This is a genomic window from Bacteroides sp. AM54-2NS, from assembly GCF_003602935.1.
Taxonomy (GTDB): domain Bacteria; phylum Bacteroidota; class Bacteroidia; order Bacteroidales; family Bacteroidaceae; genus Bacteroides; species Bacteroides xylanisolvens.
Genome location: NZ_QTMZ01000016.1, coordinates 97,837 through 122,951 on the forward strand (window position 1 = coordinate 97,837; position 25,115 = coordinate 122,951).

Sequence of the window (25,115 nt, forward strand, 5' to 3'; positions counted from 1 at the left end):
AATCAAATCGATACCTTGATATATCAGGCTATATTTGCACTATTAGGATATCCAATCAATAAACTGCAATACCAAATTTAATACAAAATGAAAATGAAACTATTGAAAAGCAAAATTCTGCGAGATGCATCACGAATAAAATCTTTACCGATATGCATCTTTATGTTCTTTTTCCTTTTTACTCCCTTTGTTTATTCCCAGAGTAGAAAGCAAATAACAGGAAGCGTACAAGATGTTCAGGGAAACCCTCTTATTGGAGTTAGTATCTTGGAAACCGGAACATCAAATGGGACCATCACAGATATGAATGGTACCTACTCTCTCAATATAAGTTCCACAAATGCAACACTAAGATTCTCATATATTGGCTATGAAGAACAACTAATTAAAATACAAGGTCGAAATGTCATCAATGTAAAGATGAATGAAGAAACTAGTAATTTAGATGAAGTCGTAGTGGTTGGCTATGGGGTACAACGAAAGTCCGACTTAACCGGAGCTATATCTTCCATTAATGCAGCTGAGACTTTAAAAAAAATGCCTGCGGCCCAAGTAGCCGATTTGCTCCAAGGACGCATTGCCGGGCTTAGTATTGTAAACTCATCCGGAGCAGCAGGTGCTGTCCCTACGCTACGTGTCCGCGGTGTAAACTCCATAAAAGCAGACGGTGGCCCACTAGTCGTTATCGATGGTTTTCCTGGTGGTAACCTCAGTGCCATAAATCCCGCTGATATAAAATCTATTGAAGTACTAAAAGATGCCTCATCAACAGCAATATATGGTTCAAGAGGAGCCAACGGTGTCATCTTGATTACAACAAAGTCTCCTAAAGAGGGCAAATTATCAGTAGACTACAATGGTTATGTTGTTGCCGGAACACCAGCCGACAAACCTTCCATCATGCCCGTAAATGAGTTCGCCCGTATGGCCAATGATTGGAATCAGGCATATTATGGTAAAGACCTATATACAGAAAGACAAATCACTAATTTCACCAATGGATATGATACTTATGATTATATGGGAAATATCATCAATGATTACGCCATCAGCCATTCTCATGACATCAGCATCAAAGGAGGAAATGATAAAATGAGCTTCTTATTTTCCACTCAATATATTCATAATAAAGGAATTGCCGGCCATTCCACAAATGACAGATGGAACTATCGTTTAAAAGTGGATGCTAATATCACTAAAAAACTAAAATTTGGAGCTAATTTTTATGGAATGATTAATAGTGCTGCAGGAAATAACTTCTCCGGACAATACAGTCTACTCACTTTGGCACAACAATTTCCGCAAACTGTACTTCCGTATGATAAAGAAGGAAACCTCACCCAAGGAACTATCGACAATACCGGTATTTACAATCCAATAGGTTTCATTGATGAACAAAAAAGGAATAACAACGAGGATATGACTTTTAATAACTGGTTACAGGCATATATCAGTTATGAAATTATTCCCGGATTAACATTCAGAAATGAACAGCAAATAAATATAGGAAACCGTTTTTATGGAACCACAAGCAGCAAACAAAGTATGAATGGATTCCTAAAAGGAAAATCATTAGCTACATATTATGATGCAAATTCATGGGGGTGGCGCATGACAAATACACTTAACTATACAAAGGAACTAAACAAGAATAATCGTATCAACGCTACTATTGGTGTAGAAGAAAGCCTATCACGTTCATACATCATGAGGCAGACTGCAGAAGGATTAACTTCCGAAAGCATCGGCTGGAAAAATATGATGTTGGCAGAAACCAGCAAACTAGAAGACAATGAGGTTAGCAAGACAACAGCCATATCATATTTCGGACGAATCAACTATGTCTTAATGAACCGCTATATGGCCACAGTAACATTCAGAAGAGACGGTTCTTCCTTGTTGTCTTACGACCATAGATGGGATAACTTTCCTTCTTTCAGTCTGGCTTGGAATCTAAAAGAAGAATCATTCCTTAAAAATATTAATTCTTTAGACCAATTGAAACTAAGATACGGATACGGAGTTTCCGGAAATCAGGCAGTAGCAGCTTATTCGGCATATACACAATATGATGCAACAATAGGGAATGGCCAAATAGCTTATACGCTTGTCCCAGGTAATCCTATATTAAAATGGGAAAAAACACATCAACACAACTATGGGGTTGATGCAGCTTTTCTAAATGGCAGAATTTCATTCACATTCGATTATTACGACAAAAAAACAAAAGATGCCATTAATACTGTAGTTCTCCCGGCAGATACAGGTTTATCATCCGGACTAAGAAATGCTGCTGAAATCAGCAACAAGGGGTTTGAAATTACTTTGGGAATTACTCCGATTACAGCAAAAGACTTCTATTGGAAAGCAGACATTTCATTGGCTCATAATAAAGCTAAAATTGAAAAATTAGGAGATATAGATTCGGATTTCATGGAAATAGGCACAGGATGGGGAAATTCATTCTATCGTTACTTTGTAGGAGAACCGATCGGTGCAATCTACGGCCTTCAATCCACGGGAGTGTGGAGTACCGAAGAGTATAATAACCCTGATATTAAAAAACCAACTTCTCCTACAGTAAGACCCGGCTCTTACAAATATGTCGATCAAAACGATAGTGGAACTATAGATGCAGATGATTATGTCATTATCGGTAACGGGCAACCCAAATTCAATTGGGGAATGAATAATTCATTTACCTATAAAAACTTTGACTTAAATATTTTCTTAATCGGTTTTCATGGATTTGATATTTACAATTACCCAAGAGCCAGACTTACAAGTTCCTTATCTCCATTCCCCGAATTAGCCGAACGCTGGATTGCAGGCAAAAATGAGAATGCAATTATAGCCGGATTCGGTAAGGACCGGGACGCTATAACAAGCCCTGAAACGGTAGCATCATCTACATTTGTAGAAAAAGGAGATTTTGTAAAATTGAAAAGCATTACTTTAGGTTATAATTTCTCCAAAGGTTTATTATCAAAAATAAATCTAAGTGCAGCGAGAGTATATTTTTCGATAAAGAATGTTTGTACAATCACTAAATATTCCGGAAACGATCCTGAATTGTCAATAAGTAACCCTCTACGCCCCGGACTTGATATGGGAACTTATCCCAGTCAAAGAGAATATCTACTTGGCTTAAATGTTTCATTCTAAATACAAGAATACAATGAAAAAATATATATTCATACTTCTGACAAGTTTTTCTTTAGCTTCTTGCGTAGACTTATTGCAAGAACCGCAAAGCAAATTAACGCCTGCCACCATCGAGTTGACAGAACAAACTCTTGAAAGCATGACCAATGGGCTTTACAAAGATTTATGGGGAGAAAATTTCGGCTTTAACTGCCGGTTGGCATCACTCGCATTGGCTGGTGACGATATGACTTCAGGTGCTTTGGACAAAGTCAGGAATGTTTTGGACGATCAACTAAAAGTTCCAATAGATAATGCAGATGTGCTAAATTTATGGAAATATTTTTATCAAACAATATACTCTGCAAATAATATAATATATCTAATCAATGAAAACGAAAATCTCGACACCCAAATAAGTAATAAGTATTTAGGAGAAGCCTATTTCTTCAGAGCCTTATCCTATTTCTATATCGTAAGATATTGGGGAGATGCTCCTGCTATTACAGACCCTAACTCAAGTACAGACATAGATGGGAGTAGTAATATGCCACGTAAACCGGTGAAAGACATCTATGAAAGAATAATTCTTCCTGATTTAAGTAATGCAATCAACCTGCTACCATTACAAAGCCGTGACAATAACAATCAGGCTCCAACCACCTGGGCTGCCAAGACTTTGCTTAGTGACGTATATATAACCATGGCTGGATGGCCATTAAAAGAAGAGAATTATTATGCAGAAGCTGCTAAAACTGCAAAAGATATCATAGAAAATGGACCTTACGATCTGGTCGGTGAATATAAAGATCTTTGGATGAACACTAAAAAGACGGATAAAACTGAACATATATTCGCACTACAGCATTCACTATCTTATTTACCAAGCCAATATGGCATATCCTATCTTGGAAAAGAAGAAAATGGCTGGTATGACTATGTAGGTGATCCTGTATTCTTCAAAAACTTCCCTAATGACAAAAGAAAAGAATTCTGCTATATTACATCAACCGTGGATACTAAAGGAAATCGGATTGACTGGGAAGACTTTGATATAGGCGCACCTTTTATCCGGAAATACAGGAACTATGGAGGCTGTGGAACATACGGTATTGATGGAAACACCTCTACACGTAGTTCACTTTCAGAAGGTCTCACTCCTATTTACAGATTTGCAGACGTATTGCTAATTTATGCCGAAGCCAGCAATAAAGCAGAGGGTTCCCCCAACACTCTTGCATATAAATGTTTAAATAGAGTCAGAGACAGGGCATTTGGAGATCAAAGTCATCAATATGCAGGTTTAACACCAGAAAAATTTGCAGATGCGGTATTCGATGAATTTGGCTGGGAAAATGTATTTGAATTCAAAAGATGGTTCCAATTGGTAAGAACAGAAAAAGTAGACGAGGCTATAGGCAAGAATGCAGCAATTGGAGCGAGATTAAACGCTAATAAAGAGAATTATCTTTTCCCGATACCTGTAAGACAATGCGAACTCAGAGGTTGGAAAAACAACCCTGGCTATTAAGTAATTTATCACAAAATCAAGAACTATATGAAAACATCAGAGATTAAATGGTTGACCATGTTACTATTCACTACCATGCTGTTCATTACTGCATGTAGTGACGACACCATTCGTCCTCCTTATTTAGAAGAGGAAATTGAACCTACTCCGGAAACAAAAGAATTTGTTGTTTACGATGCGATGAGTTATAAGAATAAACCGGATCTTACATCGGATATGATCTCTAACATACGCTTAATTTATGAAGCTTTCTTGTTAACTAATGAAGAGATTGATATGGATAAAGTTGCTACTCAAATCAGTATCACAAAAACATCCAACTATCAAACTGTCAGCACTGATATTGAAGCTTGGTATTCAAACAAGACCGATGAAGAAATTAAAACCGGATTGAAAACCGTATTTGACGCTTTTAAAAAAGAAATTCCCAGTTGTACTGTCGGTAATTATGGTATACCTGTGAGCGATTTAAACGTTTTCAGATATAATAGAACTGAACCAGAAGAAGAGATTATTAAATTATGGAAGAAAAAGAGCGAAAGAAGGCTCTCTGCCGGTGAAGTTTCAGATGTTCTTTATCCCTCATTATATATAATGACTCCGGACGTAGATCAGTGGCTGAAAGATTTAAAAACGACAGTAGAATATATCAAAGAAAAATTTCCTGATAAAAAGATTATCGGATATATCTGGCCGCAATATTATAATCTCAAAAATAATCCTGACTATATGAAATTCATTCCTGCTGAAAAATGGGATAAGATACTGGAAGGATGTTATACATATTTAGATGGAGCAGTGATATGGTCGAATGGAAAAGGTGAAGATGGTGAAACTGACGTTGCGTGGAATGACACAAAAGTCCAGGCAATGTATAGTGCTACAAAAACATTTATCGAACGGCACAAAGCTAACATAAAATTAGACAAGCCGATAGGCGGTGGCGATGATGGCGGATCAGAGCCTACAGAATTCTATGTATATGGTTCATTAAATTTCCAGAATACTCCTTCAAATCTATTAAGCTATGGTATACAACCCATATCAGTAATCAGTGAAGCTAATGTTTCCGAAACAGAAAAGCAAGGCAGTGTATATCCTCCTGTCATCGACAAGATCAAGAATTTAGCAACTGATGCTACACATCCAGTTTGTATATCTATCAGTACATGGCATGCGGACCGTTCTACAGATAATAGTGCAATGATGTCACGTTTCCAAACTGTATATAGCACATTCAAAGATAACAACTCAAAAGTAACAATCGGGTATCGTGGCGTTGGTCCCACAAGCCTCACCTCTCTCAGAGTCACCAACTATACTCAATCTGATTTTCAAAGAAATGACTCATGGCAGAGATACGCGGTAGAACCCATGAGAGGAATCAGGGAATATGCGGATGTATTATATCCTGAAGTTACAATCATCAATGACGATTTGGATACCTGGAAACAAGATTGCTCCGCAGTTCTGGAAGAAGCTAAATGGAATAATCCAAACAAGAAAATATTCGCCTGTATCATGACTAATTATTTCAACAAGACAGGAACTATACCAGAAGACTATGAAGCTTTTGCCGATGCATACAAGCCAATCAAGGAAGCTACCTGGTTGAATGCTCTTGAATATTTGTACCGAAGATGTGATGGTATTGTCATTATCGGTAATTGCCAAAAAAATGACCCTATTGAATATAGTGAAGACTTAGGTCTCATGAAGGCTACAAAAACTTTCTATGAAAATCATAAAAATATTATCGACAAGACATTACCCGAAGAAGAAAAGCCTACTACTGATAACCTAATTACAAATGGCGGATTTGAAGATAGTATAGAACCATCCTCCACATTGCCTGTCGTACATACGAATAGTCTTGTCCGCCCCCTAAGGCTTAGTGGTTTCTTTGATACTACAGCACAAAAAACATTTCCTACTGTAGATGGCACCGTTACTGTTCCTGATAATGTCTGGTTCCATAGATGCAACAACAATTCATGGTTCTGGTTTACCTATATTGATGATATGTCCATTGCCTATACAGGTGGTGGAACTCCAATCTCACATTCTGGTAATAAATCCGTAGTCATTTATATAGCAGCCAATGCGGATGCTGCCAAATACAGTAGTCATGCCAATAATTTAGAACACCTCCAGGGAGTTGCACAACGTTTATCCCTAGACGATAGCAAAAAATACAAACTACAATTTTTCTATTATCGTCCAAATCTTGTTTGGGGTACAACAGATGTTGCTGCAAATATAAACCATGCAGAAAAAATAGTCGTGGGAATTGTGTCCTCAACAGAAGCAAACGTAAATACAGACTATACATATGAAGAAGTTATCACGTTAGAGAAAACAGAAGGTTGGAAAGAATATAATATTACTTTTGATCTTCCCGATATCATCCAGAAAAATCCAGGTAAGAGTTTTGAAAAATGTGCCATATTTTTCAACATAGTACCTGAGATAGACAGTGCACAAAAAACACTGAAACATTAGTTAATCTGGATGACATCAGTTTAACAGAGACGAAATAACAGAACATTCTTTAATTACAGTTAATATAAATGGAATCTTAATTTATTTATATTAAACTGTAATATTGTTCATCTTATCCGACAAAAACATGAATAAAATTCTTCTAATATTATTTTTCATTGGAAACATATTAAATACTACCATCATACGTGGGCAGAATACTTGTCCTCTAATTCCATATCCACAAAGCAGTAGCAGGATAAATGAAACATTCCAACTATCAAGCAGATGTGTTATTGTATATACCGAAGAGTTTGAATCCCAAGCTTACCTTTTACAGAAAGAGCTTCTCCGATATACTTCAATCGCTGTAAGTACACTTCCTGATAAAGCAACTCTAGATTCAAATATTGTATACAATGTTATTAAACTTAAGAAAGACTATAAATTCAAATCAGAAGGATATTCTTTAAAAATGCACACCAAAGACATAACTATTACTGCTGGACAACCAAGCGGAATGATAAATGGTGTCATGTCTTTAGTTCAATTAACCAGATTATCCACGTTACAAAACACCCTTGTACCTATCGAATGCTGGGAAATAGAGGACAGCCCTTTATATGCCTGGAGAGGTTTTATGTTAGATGAAGCCCGTCATTTCTGGGGAATGAAAAAAGTAAAACAGATTTTAAACTGGATGGCCCTTTATAAACTAAATAGGTTCCATTGGCATCTAACCGACTCCCAAGGTTGGAGAATAGAAATAAAAAAATATCCCAAACTAGCTCTCATTGGAGGAATCGGCAATTATGGAGAAGAATACACTCCTGCTCAATTCTACACACAAGAAGAAATAAAAGAAATCGTAACTTATGCTCTAGAACGAAACATCCACATTATACCTGAAATCGATATGCCGGGACATGCATCTGCTGCTTCTAAAGCATATCCAGAATTTAGCGGTGGCGGTTCTCCTAAATATCCTGGATATACCTTTAACCCCGGGAAAGATTCCGTATACACTTATTTAACGGACATCCTAAAAGAAGTAGATGCGCTGTTCCCCTCGCAAGTAATCCACCTTGGAGGAGATGAAGTACATTATGGCAATCAGGATTGGAATACTAACAAGGATATCCAAGACTTGATGAAACATGAAAAAATGAAGAATTTAAAAGACGTAGAAAATTACTTTTTCCAAAGGATGGCTGATTCTCTTCTGCTTATTCATAACAAAGTTGCAGCTTGGGACGAAGTAGCTGATTCCCAATTATCTCCTGAACATACCATCGTATTTTTCTGGAGACAGAATAGACCTGAACAACTCCAGAAATCATTAGATAGAAAATTTAATATTGTATTATGTCCACGATTACCAATGTATCTTGATTATGCACAAGACACTTTACAAGTACATGGAGTTGACTGGAGAAAATTTTCATGCAACTCTTATCAAAAAGTATATTCTTTCAGTCCACAAGATATACCAGTCAAATATCCTAAAAATTGTAACATACTAGGAATACAAGCTAATCTATGGACAGAGCGTATTGAAACAGAGGACAGACTCGATTATATGCTATTTCCTCGGATAGCAGCACTAGCAGAAAATGCATGGACAAAGGAAATGAATAAGAATATCAATTCTTTCAATATACGTCTAAAAAAACAATTTGATTTATATAAGAAAGATCATATCTACTATTCAGATCCTTTTACCCCTAAAGAGACCGGAGAACCAGTTAGATAAAATCAACAATCAAAAAAATGAGCAGAGTTAATATTTACACGTTTCTATTTTGTACGACATTCCTTGCAATAGGATGTTATGCTCAACAGGCATCTTATCCCAAATCAAAGATATTACAAAAAAACTTTTCCAGCAATCTTAAAGATCAATTAAGAGAACTAGAAAAAGATTCTTTCGTACAATATTTAAACGAATGCCGGGAAGAATGGAAGAACAATCCCTACAGACCAATCTATCACTTTTCTAGTCCAGAAAGTATTTTACACGATCCTAACGGTTTATGCTATTGGCAGGGGAATTGGCATTTATTTTATCAATATTTGCCCTCTAAAGATTTTAGACAACACTGGGGACATGCGGTCAGTCATGATTTAATTCACTGGAAAGATCTGCCCATAGCTTTATATCCCAGCCCGGAAAACATGTGTTATTCCGGTGCCACCCTAGCCGAAAAAGACAAAGTCATAGCTATGTATTATGGAGTTGACTTAGGAGATATTGTGGCTACATCCAGCGATCCGTTATTACTAAACTGGAAAAAGGTAGCAACACCGGCCATTCCAAGAGTAAAATCAGGAGAGACTCTGCCATACTATGTGTTTGACCCTGCCATTTGGAAAGAAGACAGCATATACTATGCCGTGACGGGAGGACGGACAAATACAGGTCCCGGTAACAAAGCGATGCGATCAACTTCTCTTTTTTCTTCACAAGACTTAAAAATCTGGAAATACGAACATAACTTCATGAAAAATGAATGTTTCTTACCACCAGGAGAGGATGCTTCATGTCCATACTTTTGGCCAATAGGAAACAGATATATCTTTTTATTTTTTAGCCACACAACCGGTAGCCAGTATTTATTAGGAGACTACAATAAAGAAGAACATTGTTTTTATCCAACATTTCACGGACGTTTTAACTTCATGTCTTTTCTCCCCGGAGGAGTACATGCTCCAAGCGCAACAAGTGATGGCGAAGGAGGAGTCATAGTTATACATAACATGCATACAGGCAAAAAATCTCCCGGCTGGAGAGGTATTACAACACTTCCGAGAAAACTCACATTAGACAAATGTGACACAATCAACATACAACCTTATGGAGATTATAAATCACTCCGCACCCACCATCAACATATAGATAAGACCCATCTACCGGCAAACAAAGAAATCATAATCGATAACATACAGGGAAATGCACTTGAAATCAAAGCTGAGATCAATATAAAATCTTCGCCAATGATAGAAATGAATGTTCTACGTTCACCTGATAAAGAAGAATTTACTTCTATCAAATTTTTCAAAGATAGAGGGGTTGACTTAGTCAGAACAAATCCTGCACTGAAAAATCAAAGATGGAGTTTGATTTCACTTGAAACCGCCCACTCTTCTATACTTCCGGATGTAATATCCAGAGCACCAGAACTCGCTCCTGTATATCTTAAGCCGAACGAAACGCTTAAGTTACATATATTTATAGACAAAAGTATTATTGAAATCTTTGTTAATGACAAACAAGTAGTAACAACCCGAGTTTATCCAGGCAAAAAAGAAAGTGTAGGGATTTCTCTAAAATCACAGGGAAGAGATGCTACTCTTATTAGTATGGATGTCTGGCAGATGAAAAGCATATACAAAGAGTTACAGAATGATTTTATAAAATAATACTTGATAAGAATACGTTTTTTGAATATGATTTTTCGCTTTTTCATCAATCCATAAACCAAAGAAAGCATACTTTTGCTTTAAATAATTACTCAATAGAACACAGTTACTATGAAAAATAAGAACCTATCAAACGAAAAAAAGACCTACTACATCTCAATAGCCATTCTAGCCGGAATGTTCTTTATTTTTGGATTTGTATCCTGGGTCAACTCCATACTCATTCCTTATTTCCGTATATCCTGCGAACTTACACATTTCGAATCCTACTTTGTAGCATTTGCTTTCTACATTGCCTATTTTGTGATGGCTGTTCCGTCAGGGATACTATTAAAGAAAGTAGGCTTCAAACGAGGAATCATGTATGGCTTTATGTTAACTGCATTAGGAGCCTTCATATTTGTTCCAGCCGCTTTAGCTCGACAATTCGAAATTTTCCTGATCGGTTTGTTCTCCATAGGAACAGGTCTGGCAATCCTGCAAACGGCAGCTAATCCGTACGTAACCATTATTGGTCCGATTGACAGTGCTGCCCGTCGTATCAGTATCATGGGTATATGTAACAAGTTTGCCGGAATTATCTCTCCTCTCATTTTCGCTGCATTGATTCTAAAAGCTGATGACAGCGAACTTTTTGCCCTGATAGAATCAGGTACACTGGATACAATGACCCAAAGTGTTATGCTTGACGAACTGATACAACGTGTCATCGTTCCGTATACGATACTAGGAATACTACTTTTATTAGCAGGCATCGTCATTCGATATTCTGTCTTACCCGAAATTAATACGGATGAACAAAATGCGACAGACGACAAAGAAAGCAGTCATAGTAATCAGAAAAACATTTTTGGTTTTCCATACCTTATTTTAGGTGCATTGGCTATTTTCTTTCACGTAGGAACACAAGTGATAGCCATTGATACCATCATCAATTATGCTAATTCCATGGGTATGGATCTATTGGAGGCAAAAGCATTTCCCTCATATACTCTGGCATGTACGATGATCGGTTATATATTGGGAATCATCGTAATTCCTAAATATATCTCACAGAAAAATGCACTGATTATATGTACAGTACTAGGACTATTCCTTTCATTCGGAGTTGTATTTGCCGACTTCAATGTAACCCTTTTCGGCCATCAAGCCAATGCCTCCATCTTTTTTCTCAATGCATTAGGTTTTCCAAATGCACTGATTTATGCAGGTATCTGGCCGTTATCCATTCATGGTCTGGGAAAGTTTACCAAAACAGGTTCCTCACTGTTAATCATGGGACTCTGCGGAAATGCAATCCTTCCGTTAGTTTATGGTCACTTTGCTGAAATATACGATTTACGTATCGGCTATTGGGTATTAATCCCCTGCTTCCTTTATCTTGTATTCTTTGCTGTCAAAGGACACAAAATCACTTCATGGAGATAAAAAACAAATGAATAAACCTCAAACAATATAAAATGAAGAGACTAATCATTCTAAACGGACAACTCATCTTTCCTGATCGCATAGATACGGGCAAGGCATTGATTTGCAAAAACGGAAAGATCGAACAAATCCTTGCCGACAAAATGCTTGAGATAAACCCGGACGACCAAATAATAGATGCCAAACAACAATATGTATCTCCTGGTTTTATCGATATGCATGTTCATGGAGGTGGCGGACATGATTTCATGGACGGAACAGTAGAGGCATTTCTAAGAATAGCGGAAGTTCATGCGAAGTATGGAACAACAGCTATGGTGCCTACAACTCTGACCTGCACCGATGAAGAGTTAATGAATACTTTTACTATTTATAAAAAAGCGAAAGTTCTGAATAATAAAGGTGCTAAATTTATAGGTCTACATCTTGAAGGTCCTTATTTTTCACCTTCCCAGTGTGGGGCACAAGACCCTAATTATCTTAAAAAACCATGTCCGAAAGAATATAACCATTTTATAAATATCTCACAGGATATTGTACGCTGGAGCATCGCGCCAGAATTGGAAGGAGCTATCGAAATGGGGGAAGAGTTGCAAAGACAGCATATCCTCCCTTCCATTGCACATACTGACGCAACCTATGAAGAGGTGGAAAAAGCAAACAAAGCCGGATATACTCATATAACTCACTTATATTCGGCCATGTCATCCGTAACACGCAGAAATGCTTTTCGACATGCAGGAGTAGTGGAAGCTGCCTATTTGATTGATGATATAACAGTTGAAATCATCGCTGACGGTATACATCTCCCCAAGCCGCTCCTTCAATTTGTTTATAAATTCAAAGGACCTGACAAAACCGCACTCTGTACCGATGCTATGCGAGGCGCTGGAATGCCAGATGGAGAGTCCATTCTAGGAAGCCTGACTAACGGACAAAAAGTTATTATTGAAGATGGCGTTGCAAAAATGCCGGATCGTTCTGCTTTTGCAGGTAGTGTAGCCACCACTGACCGTTTAGTTAGAACCATGGTACAATTAGCTGGCATTCCCCTCACTGATGCTATCCGCATGATGACACTCACCCCTGCCCGCATTTTACACATTGACTCATCAAAAGGTTCTCTTGAAGCAGGTAAAGATGCTGACATTATCATTTTCGACAATCAAATCAATGTTATTAACACAATATCAGAGGCCATGTTATCTATAGTAAATGAATCTGAAACCAAAGTATTTCAACAAGAGCTATTAACCATTAAAATTTATCCCACTCTCCAACAAATGGGCAATGAAGCCGCAAAGGAAGTAGCTGACAGAATCTGCAAGCTCTTGGAAGAAAAGGCTGAAATCAATATGATCTTTGCCGCCGCTCCCTCACAAAACGAATTTTTAAATCATCTAATCCATGATAAGCGAATAGATTGGACCAGAATCAACGCCTTCCATATGGATGAATACATAGGTATTCATCCAGACGCACCACAAAGTTTCGGGCATTTCCTCCGTATTCGTATCTTTGACAAAGTTCCTTTCAAAAAGGTGAACTACCTGAATGGACGCGCAGAGAGTCTTGAAGAGGAATGCAAACGATATGCCGATCTGCTTACTAAATATCCAGTAGACATTGTTTGCCTGGGTATCGGAGAAAACGGACATATTGCTTTCAATGATCCGGATGTAGCTGATTTCAATGATCCCAAACTGGTGAAAATCGTAAAACTTGATCCGGTATGCCGCCAACAGCAAGTTAACGAAAAATGCTTCGAAAGACTAGATTTAGTACCTAAAGAAGCTTTGACACTAACAATACCTGCTTTGCTAAAAGCCGAATGGATGTTTTGTATTGTCCCTTTCAAGAATAAAGCCCACGCAGTATATCGGGCCATTTATGGTGAAATTTCAGAAAAATGTCCGGCAAGCATATTGCGAAGAAAAGAAAAATCTTCGTTATATTTGGACACTGAAAGTGCAGAACAGATAAATTTATAACCAATCATGAAAAACAGAATCGCTTTTTTCTTTATATTACTGATGATCAGTGTCGGTATATACGCACAAAAAATAATGAAAATAGGAATCATCGGTTTGGATACTTCCCATTCTACCGCTTTTACAGAATTGATCAATAGCGGCTCCGATGAAACTTTTTCTCAAGGATTCCGGGTAGTAGCCGCTTATCCGTATGGTTCTAAAACAATTCAATCCAGCTACGAACGTATTCCCGGATACATTGAAAAAGTAAAGACGCAAGGAGTAGAAATCGTCTCTTCCATAGCAGACTTATTGGATAAAGTGGATTGTGTACTTCTGGAAACGAATGACGGACGACTTCATCTGGAGCAGGCAATGGAGGTCTTCAAAGCTGGTAAGATCTGCTACATAGACAAGCCTATCGGAGCTACATTAGGAGATGCTATTGCTATCTATGAGATGGCGGAGAAATACAACATACCGATCTTCTCATCCTCTGCTTTACGATTTACTCCTCAAAATCAAAAACTGCGGAATAATGAACTAGGTAAAATCCTAGGAGCTGACTGCTATTCTCCGCATAAAGTGGAACCCACTCATCCGGATTTCGGTTTCTATGGAATCCATGGGGTTGAAACTTTGTACACAGCCATGGGTACAGGATGCGAGTCTGTCAACCGCATGTCTTCCGACAGAGGAGATGTTGTAGTAGGACGTTGGAAGGATGGAAGAATCGGCATATTCCGGGGAATCACTAAAGGACCGCAAATTTATGGCGGGACAGCCTTTACCTCCAAAGGAGCAATAACCGTAGGAGGATATCAGGGCTATAAAGTACTTCTTGAACAAATCCTAACATTCTTCCGAACCGGAGTTGCACCTGTTTCAAAAGAAGAAACAATTGAAATATTCACTTTTATGCAAGCTTCTAATATGAGTAAAGAACAAAATGGCAAGATTGTCACACTAGAAGAAGCTTACCAGAAAGGCTGGAAAGATGCACAGAAATTGATCAAGGCTTGTAATAAGAAATAAAAGAATGAAATTTATATACAATAACATCGGATTTTTAGTGCTTTCATTGGTGGTAGCTTCATGCTCTTTATCTAAAAGGCAGACTGCCAATGAGGCAAACGGTTCTCATAAAATAAAACTGATCGTTCTCGATCCGGGACATTTCCACGCCAGTTTACTCCAGAAAGATACGCTGACAGATGTCAACGATACAATTCACGTATATGCTCCCGAAGGGACAGGCTTTAACCAATATATGGAAAGTATCAACTCTTACAACCAACGTACAGAGGCCCCCACCTCATGGGTAAGCCAGGTGTATACAGGAGATGATTATCTTTCCCAAATGCTCGCCGGACAGAAAGGAGATGTTGTTGTTTTGGCAGGAAACAATCAAAAAAAGGCACAATATATAATACAATCTATCAAAGCAGGATATAACGTTCTCTCTGATAAACCTTTAGCAATCAACCAAAAGGATTTCAACTTGCTGGTTGAAGCTTATCGGCTGGCAAAAGAAAAAAAACTTCTTTTATATGACCTGATGACAGAGCGATATGATATTCTCAACATTATAGAAAAAGAACTATTACAAAAAAAGGAACTGTTCGGTGAACTGCAGCAAGGTTCACCGGAGAGTCCTTCTATCACCATGGAAAGTGTTCATCATTTCTTCAAGAACGTATCCGGCAAACCGTTGATCAGACCTGCTTGGTATTACGATACAGCACAACAAGGTGAAGGTATTGCTGATGTAACGACTCACCTTATCGATCTGGTGCAATGGCAGTGCTTTTCGGATGAAACGATCCGCTACCAGTCGGATGTAAAAGTAACAAACGCCACACACTGGCCTACTTCAATCACATTGCCAGAGTTCAGCCAATCAACTCAAATAGATTCTTTTCCTCCTTTTCTTGACAAATACGTAAAGAATAACATATTGGAAGTATTGGCAAACGGAACATTGAATTTTACGATTAAAGGAATTCATATAGGAATAAAAGTCATTTGGAATTATGCTCCACCAACTAATGGAGGAGACACCTTCACTTCCATCAAGAAAGGTACTAAGGCCACATTAAAAACAGTTCAAAATAAAAAGAACGGATTTACAAAAGAACTCTACATTCAAAAAGAACAGAACACTGACAGTGCCACATTCAGGATTCAGTTACAAAAAACCATTGAAGAATTACGAGACACTTATCCGTTCTTATCTGTAAAAGAAGAAAACAACGAACTTTATCTGATTGATATTCCACAAGAACACAGATCAAACCATGAAGCTCATTTCAGTAAAGTAGCCAAGACATTCTTGCATTATCTTCAATACAAAGATATGCCAGAATGGGAAAATGAAAATATAATCTCTAAATATTATATCACTACCACTGCGGTAGAAATGGCAAAATTGGAGAATAATTGAAAGGCTCAATAAGGTGTTAGAAACAAGATACAAATATTATAATAATGAATCCATGTTTCATGGATTCATTCCTCATATCATGGGGACACGCTTTGACATCCTGATCATTCATTCCGATTTCACCTTATTAAATCGAATATGGGCAGTTATTATAAACGAAATAGAACACTTAGATAAAATACTGAACCGTTTTGATCCGAAAAGTGAAGTAAGCAGACTGAACAGCTTGAAATCTCAAAGCCCTATCCCTATCAGCACAGAATTAGAAGAAATTCTTCAACTCTGCCAATATTACTATGAGCGTACTTTCCATCTCTTCGACATTACGATGAAAGATTTCTCCCTAATAAAATTCGGCAACCGGCATATTTTCTTACCTGTACTCGGACCTACACTCGACTTCGGAGGTTTTGCCAAAGGGTATGCTTTGAAGAAAATCAAAGAACTCATAGAACAAGAAAACGTCAACCATGCATTTGTCAATTTCGGTAATAGCTCCATTCTGGGCATGGGACATCATCCTTATGGAGACAGTTGGAAAGTGAGTTTTCTGAATCCGTATAACCAGTCTCTTTTAAATGAGTTCAACCTTCAAAATACAGCATTATCCACTTCCGGTAATACGCTGCAATATACCGGACACATTATGAATCCACTTACGGGTTTATTTAATGAACAACGAAAAGCAAGCTCTATCATATCTACAGATCCGTTAGAGGCTGAAATTCTAAGTACCGTATGGATGATTGCGAATAAAGAACAACAGCAATTACTCACAGAGAATTTTAAAGATATACAAGCAACCCTATATGATTTATAACATGAAAGACAATAAAAAAGAAGGAGTAGACTTAGGGCTCAGACAATTTATAAAAAGTCTGGGATATGTTGCCGGAGGAACCGCTTTATTAGCTACCACTCCCTGGCTTACCTCCTGTACCCCCGAAAAATTGAAAGAGATTAAACATGAAAAAGCACGGATTGCTTTAATTGGCACAGGTTCCAGAGGGCAATACCACATCCATAACCTCAAGGAAATACCTCATGCACAAATTGTAGCCGTGTGTGACAATTATGCTCCCAATCTTCAGCAAGCATTGGAGCTTTGCCCGGATGCCAAGTCCTATACAGACTACCGTAAGCTGCTGGAATCGAAAGACATTGATGGAGTCATCATATCCACACCACTAAACTGGCACGCACCTATTGTGTTGGACGCATTAGCTGCCGGCAAACATGTCTTCTGTGAAAAAGCAATGGCACGCACCCTTGACGAGTGCAAGGCTATCTATGACACTTACAACCAGTCTGAAAAAGTACTCTACTTTTGTATGCAACGAATGTATGACGAGAAGTATATCAAAGGGATGCAAATGATTCATTCCGGACTGATCGGAGATGTGGTAGGAATGCGCTGTCATTGGTTCAGAAATGCAGACTGGCGTCGTCCTGTTCCTTCACCGGAATTGGAGCGCAAAATCAATTGGAGATATATAAAGCCAGTTCGGGCGGACTAATGACCGAACTGGCTTGTCATCAATTGGAAGTATGTAACTGGGCAGCTAAAAGAATGCCGGTAAGTATCATGGGGATGGGTGATATTGTTTACTGGAAAGACGGTCGTGAAGTATACGATAGTGTAAATGTGACTTACCGATATTCCGATGGAACCAAGATTGCCTACGAATCATTAATCGCCAACAAGTTCAACGGAATGGAAGACCAAATTCTGGGAAGTAAAGGAACGATGGATATGGCCAAAGGTATTTATTACCTGGAAGAAGACCATTCTACTTCGGGCATCCGCCAACTGATTGACCAGGTAAAAGACAAAGCTTTTGCCGCCATCCCAACGGCAGGACCTAGTTGGCGGCCGGAAACAAAAATGGAATACACTCCACATTTTATCATTAATGGAGATATTCACGTTAACAGTGGTTTAAGTATGATCGGAGCAGACAAAGACGGATCGGATATCATTCTATCCTCTTTCTGCCAATCTTGTATCACTGGAGAGAAAGCACAGAATGTAGTAGAAGAGGCTTATTGTTCTACGGTCCTTTGCTTACTTGGGAATCAAGCAATGGATGAACAACGCCATATCCTCTTCCCCGACGAATATAAAATACCCTATATGAAATTCTAAACTATGAAAGATATTATTATCACCTCAAAAAAGTTGAAACAAGAAAGGAATATCTTTCTTCTAAGTTTCCTGCTTGCATTTATCATCAACGTAATTGCAATCATTATCTATTCCCGCCCATGGATTGAAATAATATCCCAAATCGGGTATGTCATCGTGATTAGTTTTTTCATCTATCTTATCTTATGGATTCCCCGAGGAATCCTGATATTCTTGAGTCACCTTTTCCGAAGAAAAAAATAAGAGATTGACGTTTTTTGAAGGAGAATTGACGGAAAAGCTCATTCACATATTCTAATAACAACCTAATTTTGGAGAAAAATAGATACTATGACAACAAGAAGAGATTTTATCAAAAAAACAGTGGCAGGTACAGCTGCACTTTCATTGGGAAGCATACTTCCAGGATTCGGTTCAAGCCGTTATCAAGATATTCTGGGAGCTAACGAAAAAATACGTATCGGAGTCATTGGAGTGAATTCGAGAGGTAAGGCCCTGGCGCAAGGATTTGCCAAACTTCCAGATTGTGAAGTAACTTACATTTGCGATGTAGACTCAAGAGCATTAGAAAAATGTCAGGCTGCTATCCACAAAATTACCGGACGTACTCCCAAAGGAGAAAAAGACATTCGTAAGATGTTAGAGTCGAATGATTTTGAAGCAGTGGTGATTGCCACCCCTGACCATTGGCATGCCAAAGCAGCCATTATGGCTATGCAGGCCGGAAAGCATGTTTATCTGGAAAAACCGACCAGTCATAATCCGGCAGAAAATGAAATGCTGGTTCGAGCCGCTTTGAAATATAACCGGATTGTTCAAGTGGGTAACCAACGCCGTTCCTTTCCCAATGTAATTAAAGCTATGGAAGAAATAAAATCCGGTTCTATCGGAAAAGTGAGATATGCCAAATCTTGGTATGTCAATAATCGCCCTTCCATTGGAACAGGGAAAGTTGTTCCTGTACCTGATTATCTGGATTGGGATTTATGGCAAGGTCCTGCCCCACGTGTTGCAGATTTCAAAGATAATTTCATCCATTATAACTGGCATTGGTTTTGGAACTGGGGAACAGGTGAAGCACTCAACAATGGAACTCACTTTGTTGATATGCTCCGTTGGGGGTTAGGTGTGGATTATCCTACAAAGGTTGATTCTATCGGAGGTCGGTATCGTTTTCAAGACGACTGGCAAACTCCTGACACACAACTTATCACCTTCCAATTTGGCGACGAAGCATCTTTTTCATGGGAAGGACGTAGTTGTAATACGATGCCGGTAGACGGATATGGAGTAGGAACCGCATTTTATGGAGAAACCGGAACTCTCTTCATTGGCGGTGGCAATGAATATAAAATTGCAGATATAAAAGGTAAAACGATTAAAGAGGTAAAAAGTGATTTAAAATTTGAGACCGGCAATCTGTTGAATCCATCCGAAAAGCTGGATGCCTTCCACTTCCGAAACTGGTTTGATGCCATTCGCAAAGGAACAAAGTTAAATTCCGGAATTGTAGATGCCTGTATCAGTACCCAGTTGGTACAATTAGGTAACATTGCCCAACGTGTCGGACATTCATTACAGATTGATCCGGGAAGTGGACGAATTCTCAACGATTTGGAAGCCAATAAACTTTGGGGAAGAGAGTACGAAAAAGGTTGGGAAATACGGGTTTAAATCATGTCCCCATTTCTCGTTTTTTCATCAGGTTATAATTTTACAGAAAGGCATGTCTTTGATAGGATATGCCTTTCTGTTTTCCTTCCGTAAAGCTGATTTATACCCTTTTAACACACGGAATATTCACCGTTTTTCATCGAAATCTCTTTTATTTTTGTATTTTTGCGTGCGTATGCGTTAAAATTATAGTATATACGAATTTTATGAGTGACGAAATCAACGAGATAACGGAAGAACATTCAGACTACAAACCGGCGGACGCGCGGGACGAAAGCGTAAAACATCAGTTAACAGGCATGTACCAGAATTGGTTTCTGGACTATGCTTCATACGTTATTCTGGAACGTGCCGTACCTCACATCAATGACGGTTTAAAGCCTGTGCAACGTCGTATCCTGCATTCTATGAAACGTCTGGATGACGGGCGGTATAACAAAGTGGCAAATATTGTGGGACACACCATGCAGTTCCACCCGCATGGGGATGCTTCTATCGGGGATGCCTTGGTACAGTTGGGACAGAAAGACCTGTTGATTGACTGTCAGGGTAACTGGGGTAATATCCTCACCGGAGACGGTGCGGCTGCTCCCCGTTATATCGAGGCACGTTTATCCAAATTTGCGCTGGATGTTGTCTTCAATCCCAAAACTACCGAATGGAAATTGTCATACGACGGACGAAATAAGGAACCAGTCACTCTTCCTGTGAAATTCCCGTTATTACTGGCGCAGGGAGTGGAAGGTATCGCCGTTGGACTTTCTTCCAAGATATTGCCGCATAACTTCAACGAACTTTGTGATGCTTCCATCAGCTATCTGCGTGGGGAAGAATTCCAACTGTATCCCGATTTCCAGACAGGCGGCTCGATTGATGTAGCCAAATACAACGACGGAGAACGTGGCGGAGCAGTGAAAGTACGTGCCAAGATCAACAAGATTGATAACAAAACGCTTGCAATCACAGAGATCCCTTATGGGAAAACCACTTCAACAGTGATCGACTCTATCCTGAAAGCTGTTGATAAAGGAAAAATCAAAATTCGCAAGGTAGATGACAACACAGCTGCCAACGTAGAAATATTAGTGCATCTGGCACCAGGTACATCATCGGACAAAACAATCGATGCATTGTACGCATTCACCGATTGCGAAGTAAGCATCTCACCCAACTGCTGCGTGATTGATGACAGCAAACCTCATTTCCTCACTGTCAGCAAAGTCTTGAGAAAGTCGGCAGACAACACGCTGGATTTGCTAAAGCAGGAGCTGGAAATCAAGAAAAACGAAATACTGGAAGCGTTGCACTTTGCTTCGCTCGAAAAGATATTTATCGAAGAACGCATCTATAAGGACAAAGAGTTCGAGCAATCCAAAGATATGGACGCAGCTTGTGCACATATTGACGAACGCCTGACGCCTTATTACCCGAAGTTTATCCGCGAAGTAACCAAAGAGGATATTCTCAAACTGATGGAAATCAAAATGGGGCGTATTCTGAAATTCAACTCGGACAAAGCGGATGAACTGATTGCCAGGATGAAAGAAGAAGTGGCCGAGATTGATAATCATCTGGCTCACATCGTAGATTATACCGTCAACTGGTATCAGATGTTGAAAAACAAATACGGCAAGAACTTCCCGCGCCGTACGGAACTGCGTAACTTCGACACCATCGAAGCTGCCAAAGTAGTAGAAGCAAACGAGAAACTTTATATCAACCGCGAAGAAGGATTTATCGGAACAGCCTTGAAAAAAGACGAGTTCGTTGCATGTTGTTCGGATATCGATGATGTCATTATCTTCTTCCGCGACGGTAAGTATATCGTTACTCCTGTTGCCGACAAGAAATTCGTCGGCAAAAACGTTCTTTATGTCAATGTATTCAAGAAGAACGATAAACGTACGATCTACAATGTAGCCTACCGCGACGGAAAAGAAGGAACGACATACGTAAAACGTTTCGCCGTGACCTCTGTAGTTCGCGACCGCGAATATGATGTCACACAGGGAACTCCCGAATCACGGATTACCTATTCAGCGCCAACCCGAATGGAGAAGCCGAAATCATCAAGGTGACACTGAAACCGAATCCGCGTGTACGCCGTATCATTTTCGAGCATGACTTCAGTGAGGTCAGCATCAAGGGACGTCAGGCACGAGGCGTGATTCTTACCCGCTTGCCGGTACATAAGATATCCCTGAAACAAAAAGGAGGTTCTACGCTCGGTGGACGTAAAGTATGGTTTGACCGTGACATACTCCGCCTCAACTATGACGGACGAGGTGAATATCTGGGTGAATTCCAAAGCGACGACAGCATATTGATTGTTCTGAACAACGGTGATTTCTATACTACCAACTTCGACTTGAGCAACCACTATGAAGATAATGTAAGCATCGTGGAGAAGTTTGATCCTAACAAGATATGGACTGCCGCGCTTTACGATGCCGACCAACAGAATTATCCGTATCTGAAACGTTTCTGTTTTGAGGCCTCCAACCGTAAACAGAACTACTTGGGAGAAAATAAGAACAACCGTCTGATCCTGCTGACCGACGAGTACTATCCTCGTCTGGAAGTCATATTTGGCGGACACGACAATTTCCGTGATCCGTTGAATATCGATGCGGATGAATTCATTGCTGTCAAAGGTTTCAAAGCCAAGGGAAAACGTATTACTACCTATGCAGTGGAGACGATCAATGAGCTTGAACCAACTCGCTTCCCCGAACCCTCACAAGAACAACAGGAAGTTCCTGAAGAGGAGCCGGAAAATCTGGATCCGGACAGCGGCAAGAGCGAAGGCGATATTATTGATGAAATCACCGGGCAGATGAAATTATTCTGATGAAGAAAAAACTAATATACCTGGGGCTGACAGGTTGCATCCTGTTCGCCCTTTGCACAAGATTACAAGCGCAGATCGACAGTCTGCAAGCCCATCGGTATGTAACACGTGCCACCATGTATGGTGTCGGATTTACTAACGTTTTCGACACCTATCTTTCACCGCAGGAATACAAAGGAATCGACTTCCGTGTTTCCCGTGAATTGATTCGGATGACCAAGTTGTTTGATGGAAATGTATCTGTGCAGAACTTCTTTCAGGCAAACATCAGCTATACGCACAACCGGGCCGATAACAATAACACTTTCTCCGGATTAGTCAACTGGAACTATGGATTACATTACCAGTTCCGCCTGACAGATAATTTCAAATTATTAGCCGGAGGATTGATAGATGTCAACGGAGGCTTTGTCTATAATCTCCGGAACACCAACAATCCGGCATCCGCACGGGCATACGTCAATCTGGATGCCTCCGGAATGGCTATTTGGCACCTGAAAATCAAACGGTATCCAATGGTGCTTCGTTATCAGGTCAATCTGCCGGTTATGGGAGTGATGTTCTCTCCCCACTACGGACAATCTTATTACGAGATATTCTCTTTGGGAAATTCGAGTGGAGTAATAAAATTTACCTCCCTGCACAATCAACCTTCGTTGCGACAGATGCTCTCCGTCGACCTGCCGATAGGATATACCAAAATGCGCTTCAGCTACTTGGCTGATTTGCAGCAATCCAACGTTAACAATATCAAGACACATACCTACTCACACGTATTCATGGTAGGATTTGTGAAAGACCTATACCGTATCCGAAATAAGAAAGGAACCGCTCTTCCTTCATCAGTTAGAGCTTACTAAGAGAACAAAATTTAATGTTGAAACTTCAAGTGAGAGATCAATTAATGATGAGAAATAAGATTAGACAAATACTTTGGCTGCTCTGCTGCCTTCCGGTGCTGACTGGTTGCATTGGGGAAGATGACTACGCCAATGATCCCAGAGGTAATTTCGAACAACTATGGAAGATTATTGACGAACAGTATTGTTTCCTGGATACGAAAGGTATTGACTGGGATGCTGTTCATGACGAATACAGCAAACTGATTATTCCGTCAATGTCTAATGATGACCTGTTCGACATCCTAAGCCAAATGCTTTATATCTTGAAAGACGGGCATGTCAATCTATCTTCTGCCAGTCGTATTTCTTATTACGATGCATGGTATCAGGCTACCCTTGGAATTATAGAGAAGATATTCTTTATAACTATTATCTGGGTAGTGCCAATTCAGGCTATCGCACATCCGCTGGTCTTAAATATAAAATATTCGACAATAACATAGGATACATACGTTATGAAAGTTTCAGTGCCGGAGTTGGAGATGGCAATTTGGATGAGGTCCTTTACTATTTACAAATCTGCAATGGATTAATTATCGATGTCCGTGATAACGGAGGAGGTAATCTAACCAATTCTTCACGCATAGCTGCCCGGTTCACTGATAAACTGGCATTAACAGGATATATCCAACATAAGACAGGTCCGGGACACAATGATTTCTCAGAGATGGAACCCATTTATTTAGAACCCTCCAACAGTATTCGTTGGCAAAAAAAGGTCGTGATACTAACCAATCGTCGATGTTATAGTGCCACAAATGATTTTGTTAACATAATGCGCAGCTTAAACAATGATAACGAGGATAAAAGAATCATCCAGCTGGGCGATCAGACTGGTGGTGGATCAGGGCTGCCATTTTCATCAGAATTACCCAATGGCTGGAGCGTCCGCTTCTCTGCCAGCCCCCACTTTGATAAGTATGGAAAGTCATTGGAGGATGGAATAAAACCTGATGTATACGTAAACATGGATAAGATTCTGGAAGAAGGGATAGAGCAGGGTGACATAGAATCACAAAAGAAAGATCCACTGATTGAAAAAGCATTCGAAATCTTAAGTGAATAACTTTATTGCCGAATTATTTGCCAAATCAGAAAATCTTCCTATCTTTGCACCGCTAA

General features: G+C 39.3%; 13 protein-coding genes and 4 pseudogenes. All 17 read left to right on the top strand.

Annotation, left to right across the window (positions count from 1 at the left end; all coding sequences use genetic code 11):
• Nucleotides 1–162: 162 nt before the first annotated feature.
• Nucleotides 163–3,165 carry a TonB-dependent receptor gene (locus DXA05_RS12125; protein ID WP_284515541.1) on the top strand — a complete coding sequence of 1,001 codons (3,003 nt, stop codon included), beginning with the start codon at nt 163–165 and terminating at the stop codon, nt 3,163–3,165.
• Nucleotides 3,166–3,178: 13 nt separating this feature from the next.
• Complete coding sequence (locus DXA05_RS12130) at nt 3,179–4,675, top strand: RagB/SusD family nutrient uptake outer membrane protein (RefSeq protein ID WP_117683221.1); 1,497 nt, start codon at nt 3,179–3,181, stop codon at nt 4,673–4,675.
• Between the two features lie 27 nt (nt 4,676–4,702).
• On the top strand, nt 4,703–7,177 hold the full coding sequence (locus tag DXA05_RS12135) for a hypothetical protein (RefSeq protein WP_284515540.1): 2,475 nt from the start codon (nt 4,703–4,705) through the stop codon (nt 7,175–7,177).
• A 127-nt stretch (nt 7,178–7,304) separates the two neighbouring features.
• Nucleotides 7,305–8,909, top strand: a complete 1,605-nt coding sequence (locus DXA05_RS12140; protein WP_117683159.1) for a beta-N-acetylhexosaminidase — start codon at nt 7,305–7,307, stop codon at nt 8,907–8,909.
• Nucleotides 8,910–8,926: 17 nt separating this feature from the next.
• Nucleotides 8,927–10,576, top strand: a complete 1,650-nt coding sequence (locus DXA05_RS12145) for a glycoside hydrolase family 32 protein (RefSeq protein ID WP_117683158.1) — start codon at nt 8,927–8,929, stop codon at nt 10,574–10,576.
• Nucleotides 10,577–10,687: 111 nt separating this feature from the next.
• On the top strand, nt 10,688–12,004 hold the full coding sequence (locus DXA05_RS12150; RefSeq protein WP_117683157.1) for a sugar MFS transporter: 1,317 nt from the start codon (nt 10,688–10,690) through the stop codon (nt 12,002–12,004).
• A 32-nt stretch (nt 12,005–12,036) separates the two neighbouring features.
• Nucleotides 12,037–13,223 (top strand): annotated as a pseudogene (nagA, locus tag DXA05_RS27545) (N-acetylglucosamine-6-phosphate deacetylase).
• Nucleotides 13,204–13,995 (top strand): glucosamine-6-phosphate deaminase, encoded by a 792-nt coding sequence (locus DXA05_RS27550; RefSeq protein ID WP_117683155.1) that lies wholly within the window; start codon nt 13,204–13,206, stop codon nt 13,993–13,995. Before nagA ends, DXA05_RS27550 begins: the two are co-directional and overlap by 20 nt.
• Before the next feature lie 6 nt (nt 13,996–14,001).
• Nucleotides 14,002–15,012 carry a Gfo/Idh/MocA family oxidoreductase gene (locus tag DXA05_RS12160; RefSeq protein ID WP_117683154.1) on the top strand — a complete coding sequence of 337 codons (1,011 nt, stop codon included), beginning with the start codon at nt 14,002–14,004 and terminating at the stop codon, nt 15,010–15,012.
• Nucleotides 15,013–15,016: 4 nt separating this feature from the next.
• Complete coding sequence (locus tag DXA05_RS12165; RefSeq protein ID WP_117683153.1) at nt 15,017–16,420, top strand: putative oxidoreductase C-terminal domain-containing protein; 1,404 nt, start codon at nt 15,017–15,019, stop codon at nt 16,418–16,420.
• A 52-nt stretch (nt 16,421–16,472) separates the two neighbouring features.
• On the top strand, nt 16,473–17,240 hold the full coding sequence (locus tag DXA05_RS12170) for an FAD:protein FMN transferase (RefSeq protein ID WP_165861510.1): 768 nt from the start codon (nt 16,473–16,475) through the stop codon (nt 17,238–17,240).
• 1 nt (nt 17,241) lies between these two features.
• Nucleotides 17,242–18,566 (top strand): annotated as a pseudogene (locus DXA05_RS12175) (Gfo/Idh/MocA family oxidoreductase).
• Between the two features lie 3 nt (nt 18,567–18,569).
• Nucleotides 18,570–18,809, top strand: coding sequence for a hypothetical protein (locus DXA05_RS12180; protein WP_004299591.1), 240 nt, complete (start codon nt 18,570–18,572; stop codon nt 18,807–18,809).
• 87 nt (nt 18,810–18,896) lie between these two features.
• Entirely contained in the window at nt 18,897–20,240 is a 1,344-nt protein-coding gene (locus DXA05_RS12185) for a Gfo/Idh/MocA family oxidoreductase (RefSeq protein WP_128859194.1), read from the top strand.
• 206 nt (nt 20,241–20,446) lie between these two features.
• A pseudogene (locus DXA05_RS12190) lies at nt 20,447–23,091 on the top strand (DNA gyrase/topoisomerase IV subunit A).
• Nucleotides 23,091–23,951, top strand: a complete 861-nt coding sequence (locus DXA05_RS12195) for a DUF3316 domain-containing protein (protein WP_004299583.1) — start codon at nt 23,091–23,093, stop codon at nt 23,949–23,951. The pseudogene DXA05_RS12190 and the gene DXA05_RS12195 overlap by 1 nt, the downstream one beginning before the upstream one ends.
• Before the next feature lie 47 nt (nt 23,952–23,998).
• Nucleotides 23,999–25,059 (top strand): annotated as a pseudogene (locus DXA05_RS12200) (S41 family peptidase).
• The last annotated feature ends 56 nt before the right edge of the window (nt 25,060–25,115 follow it).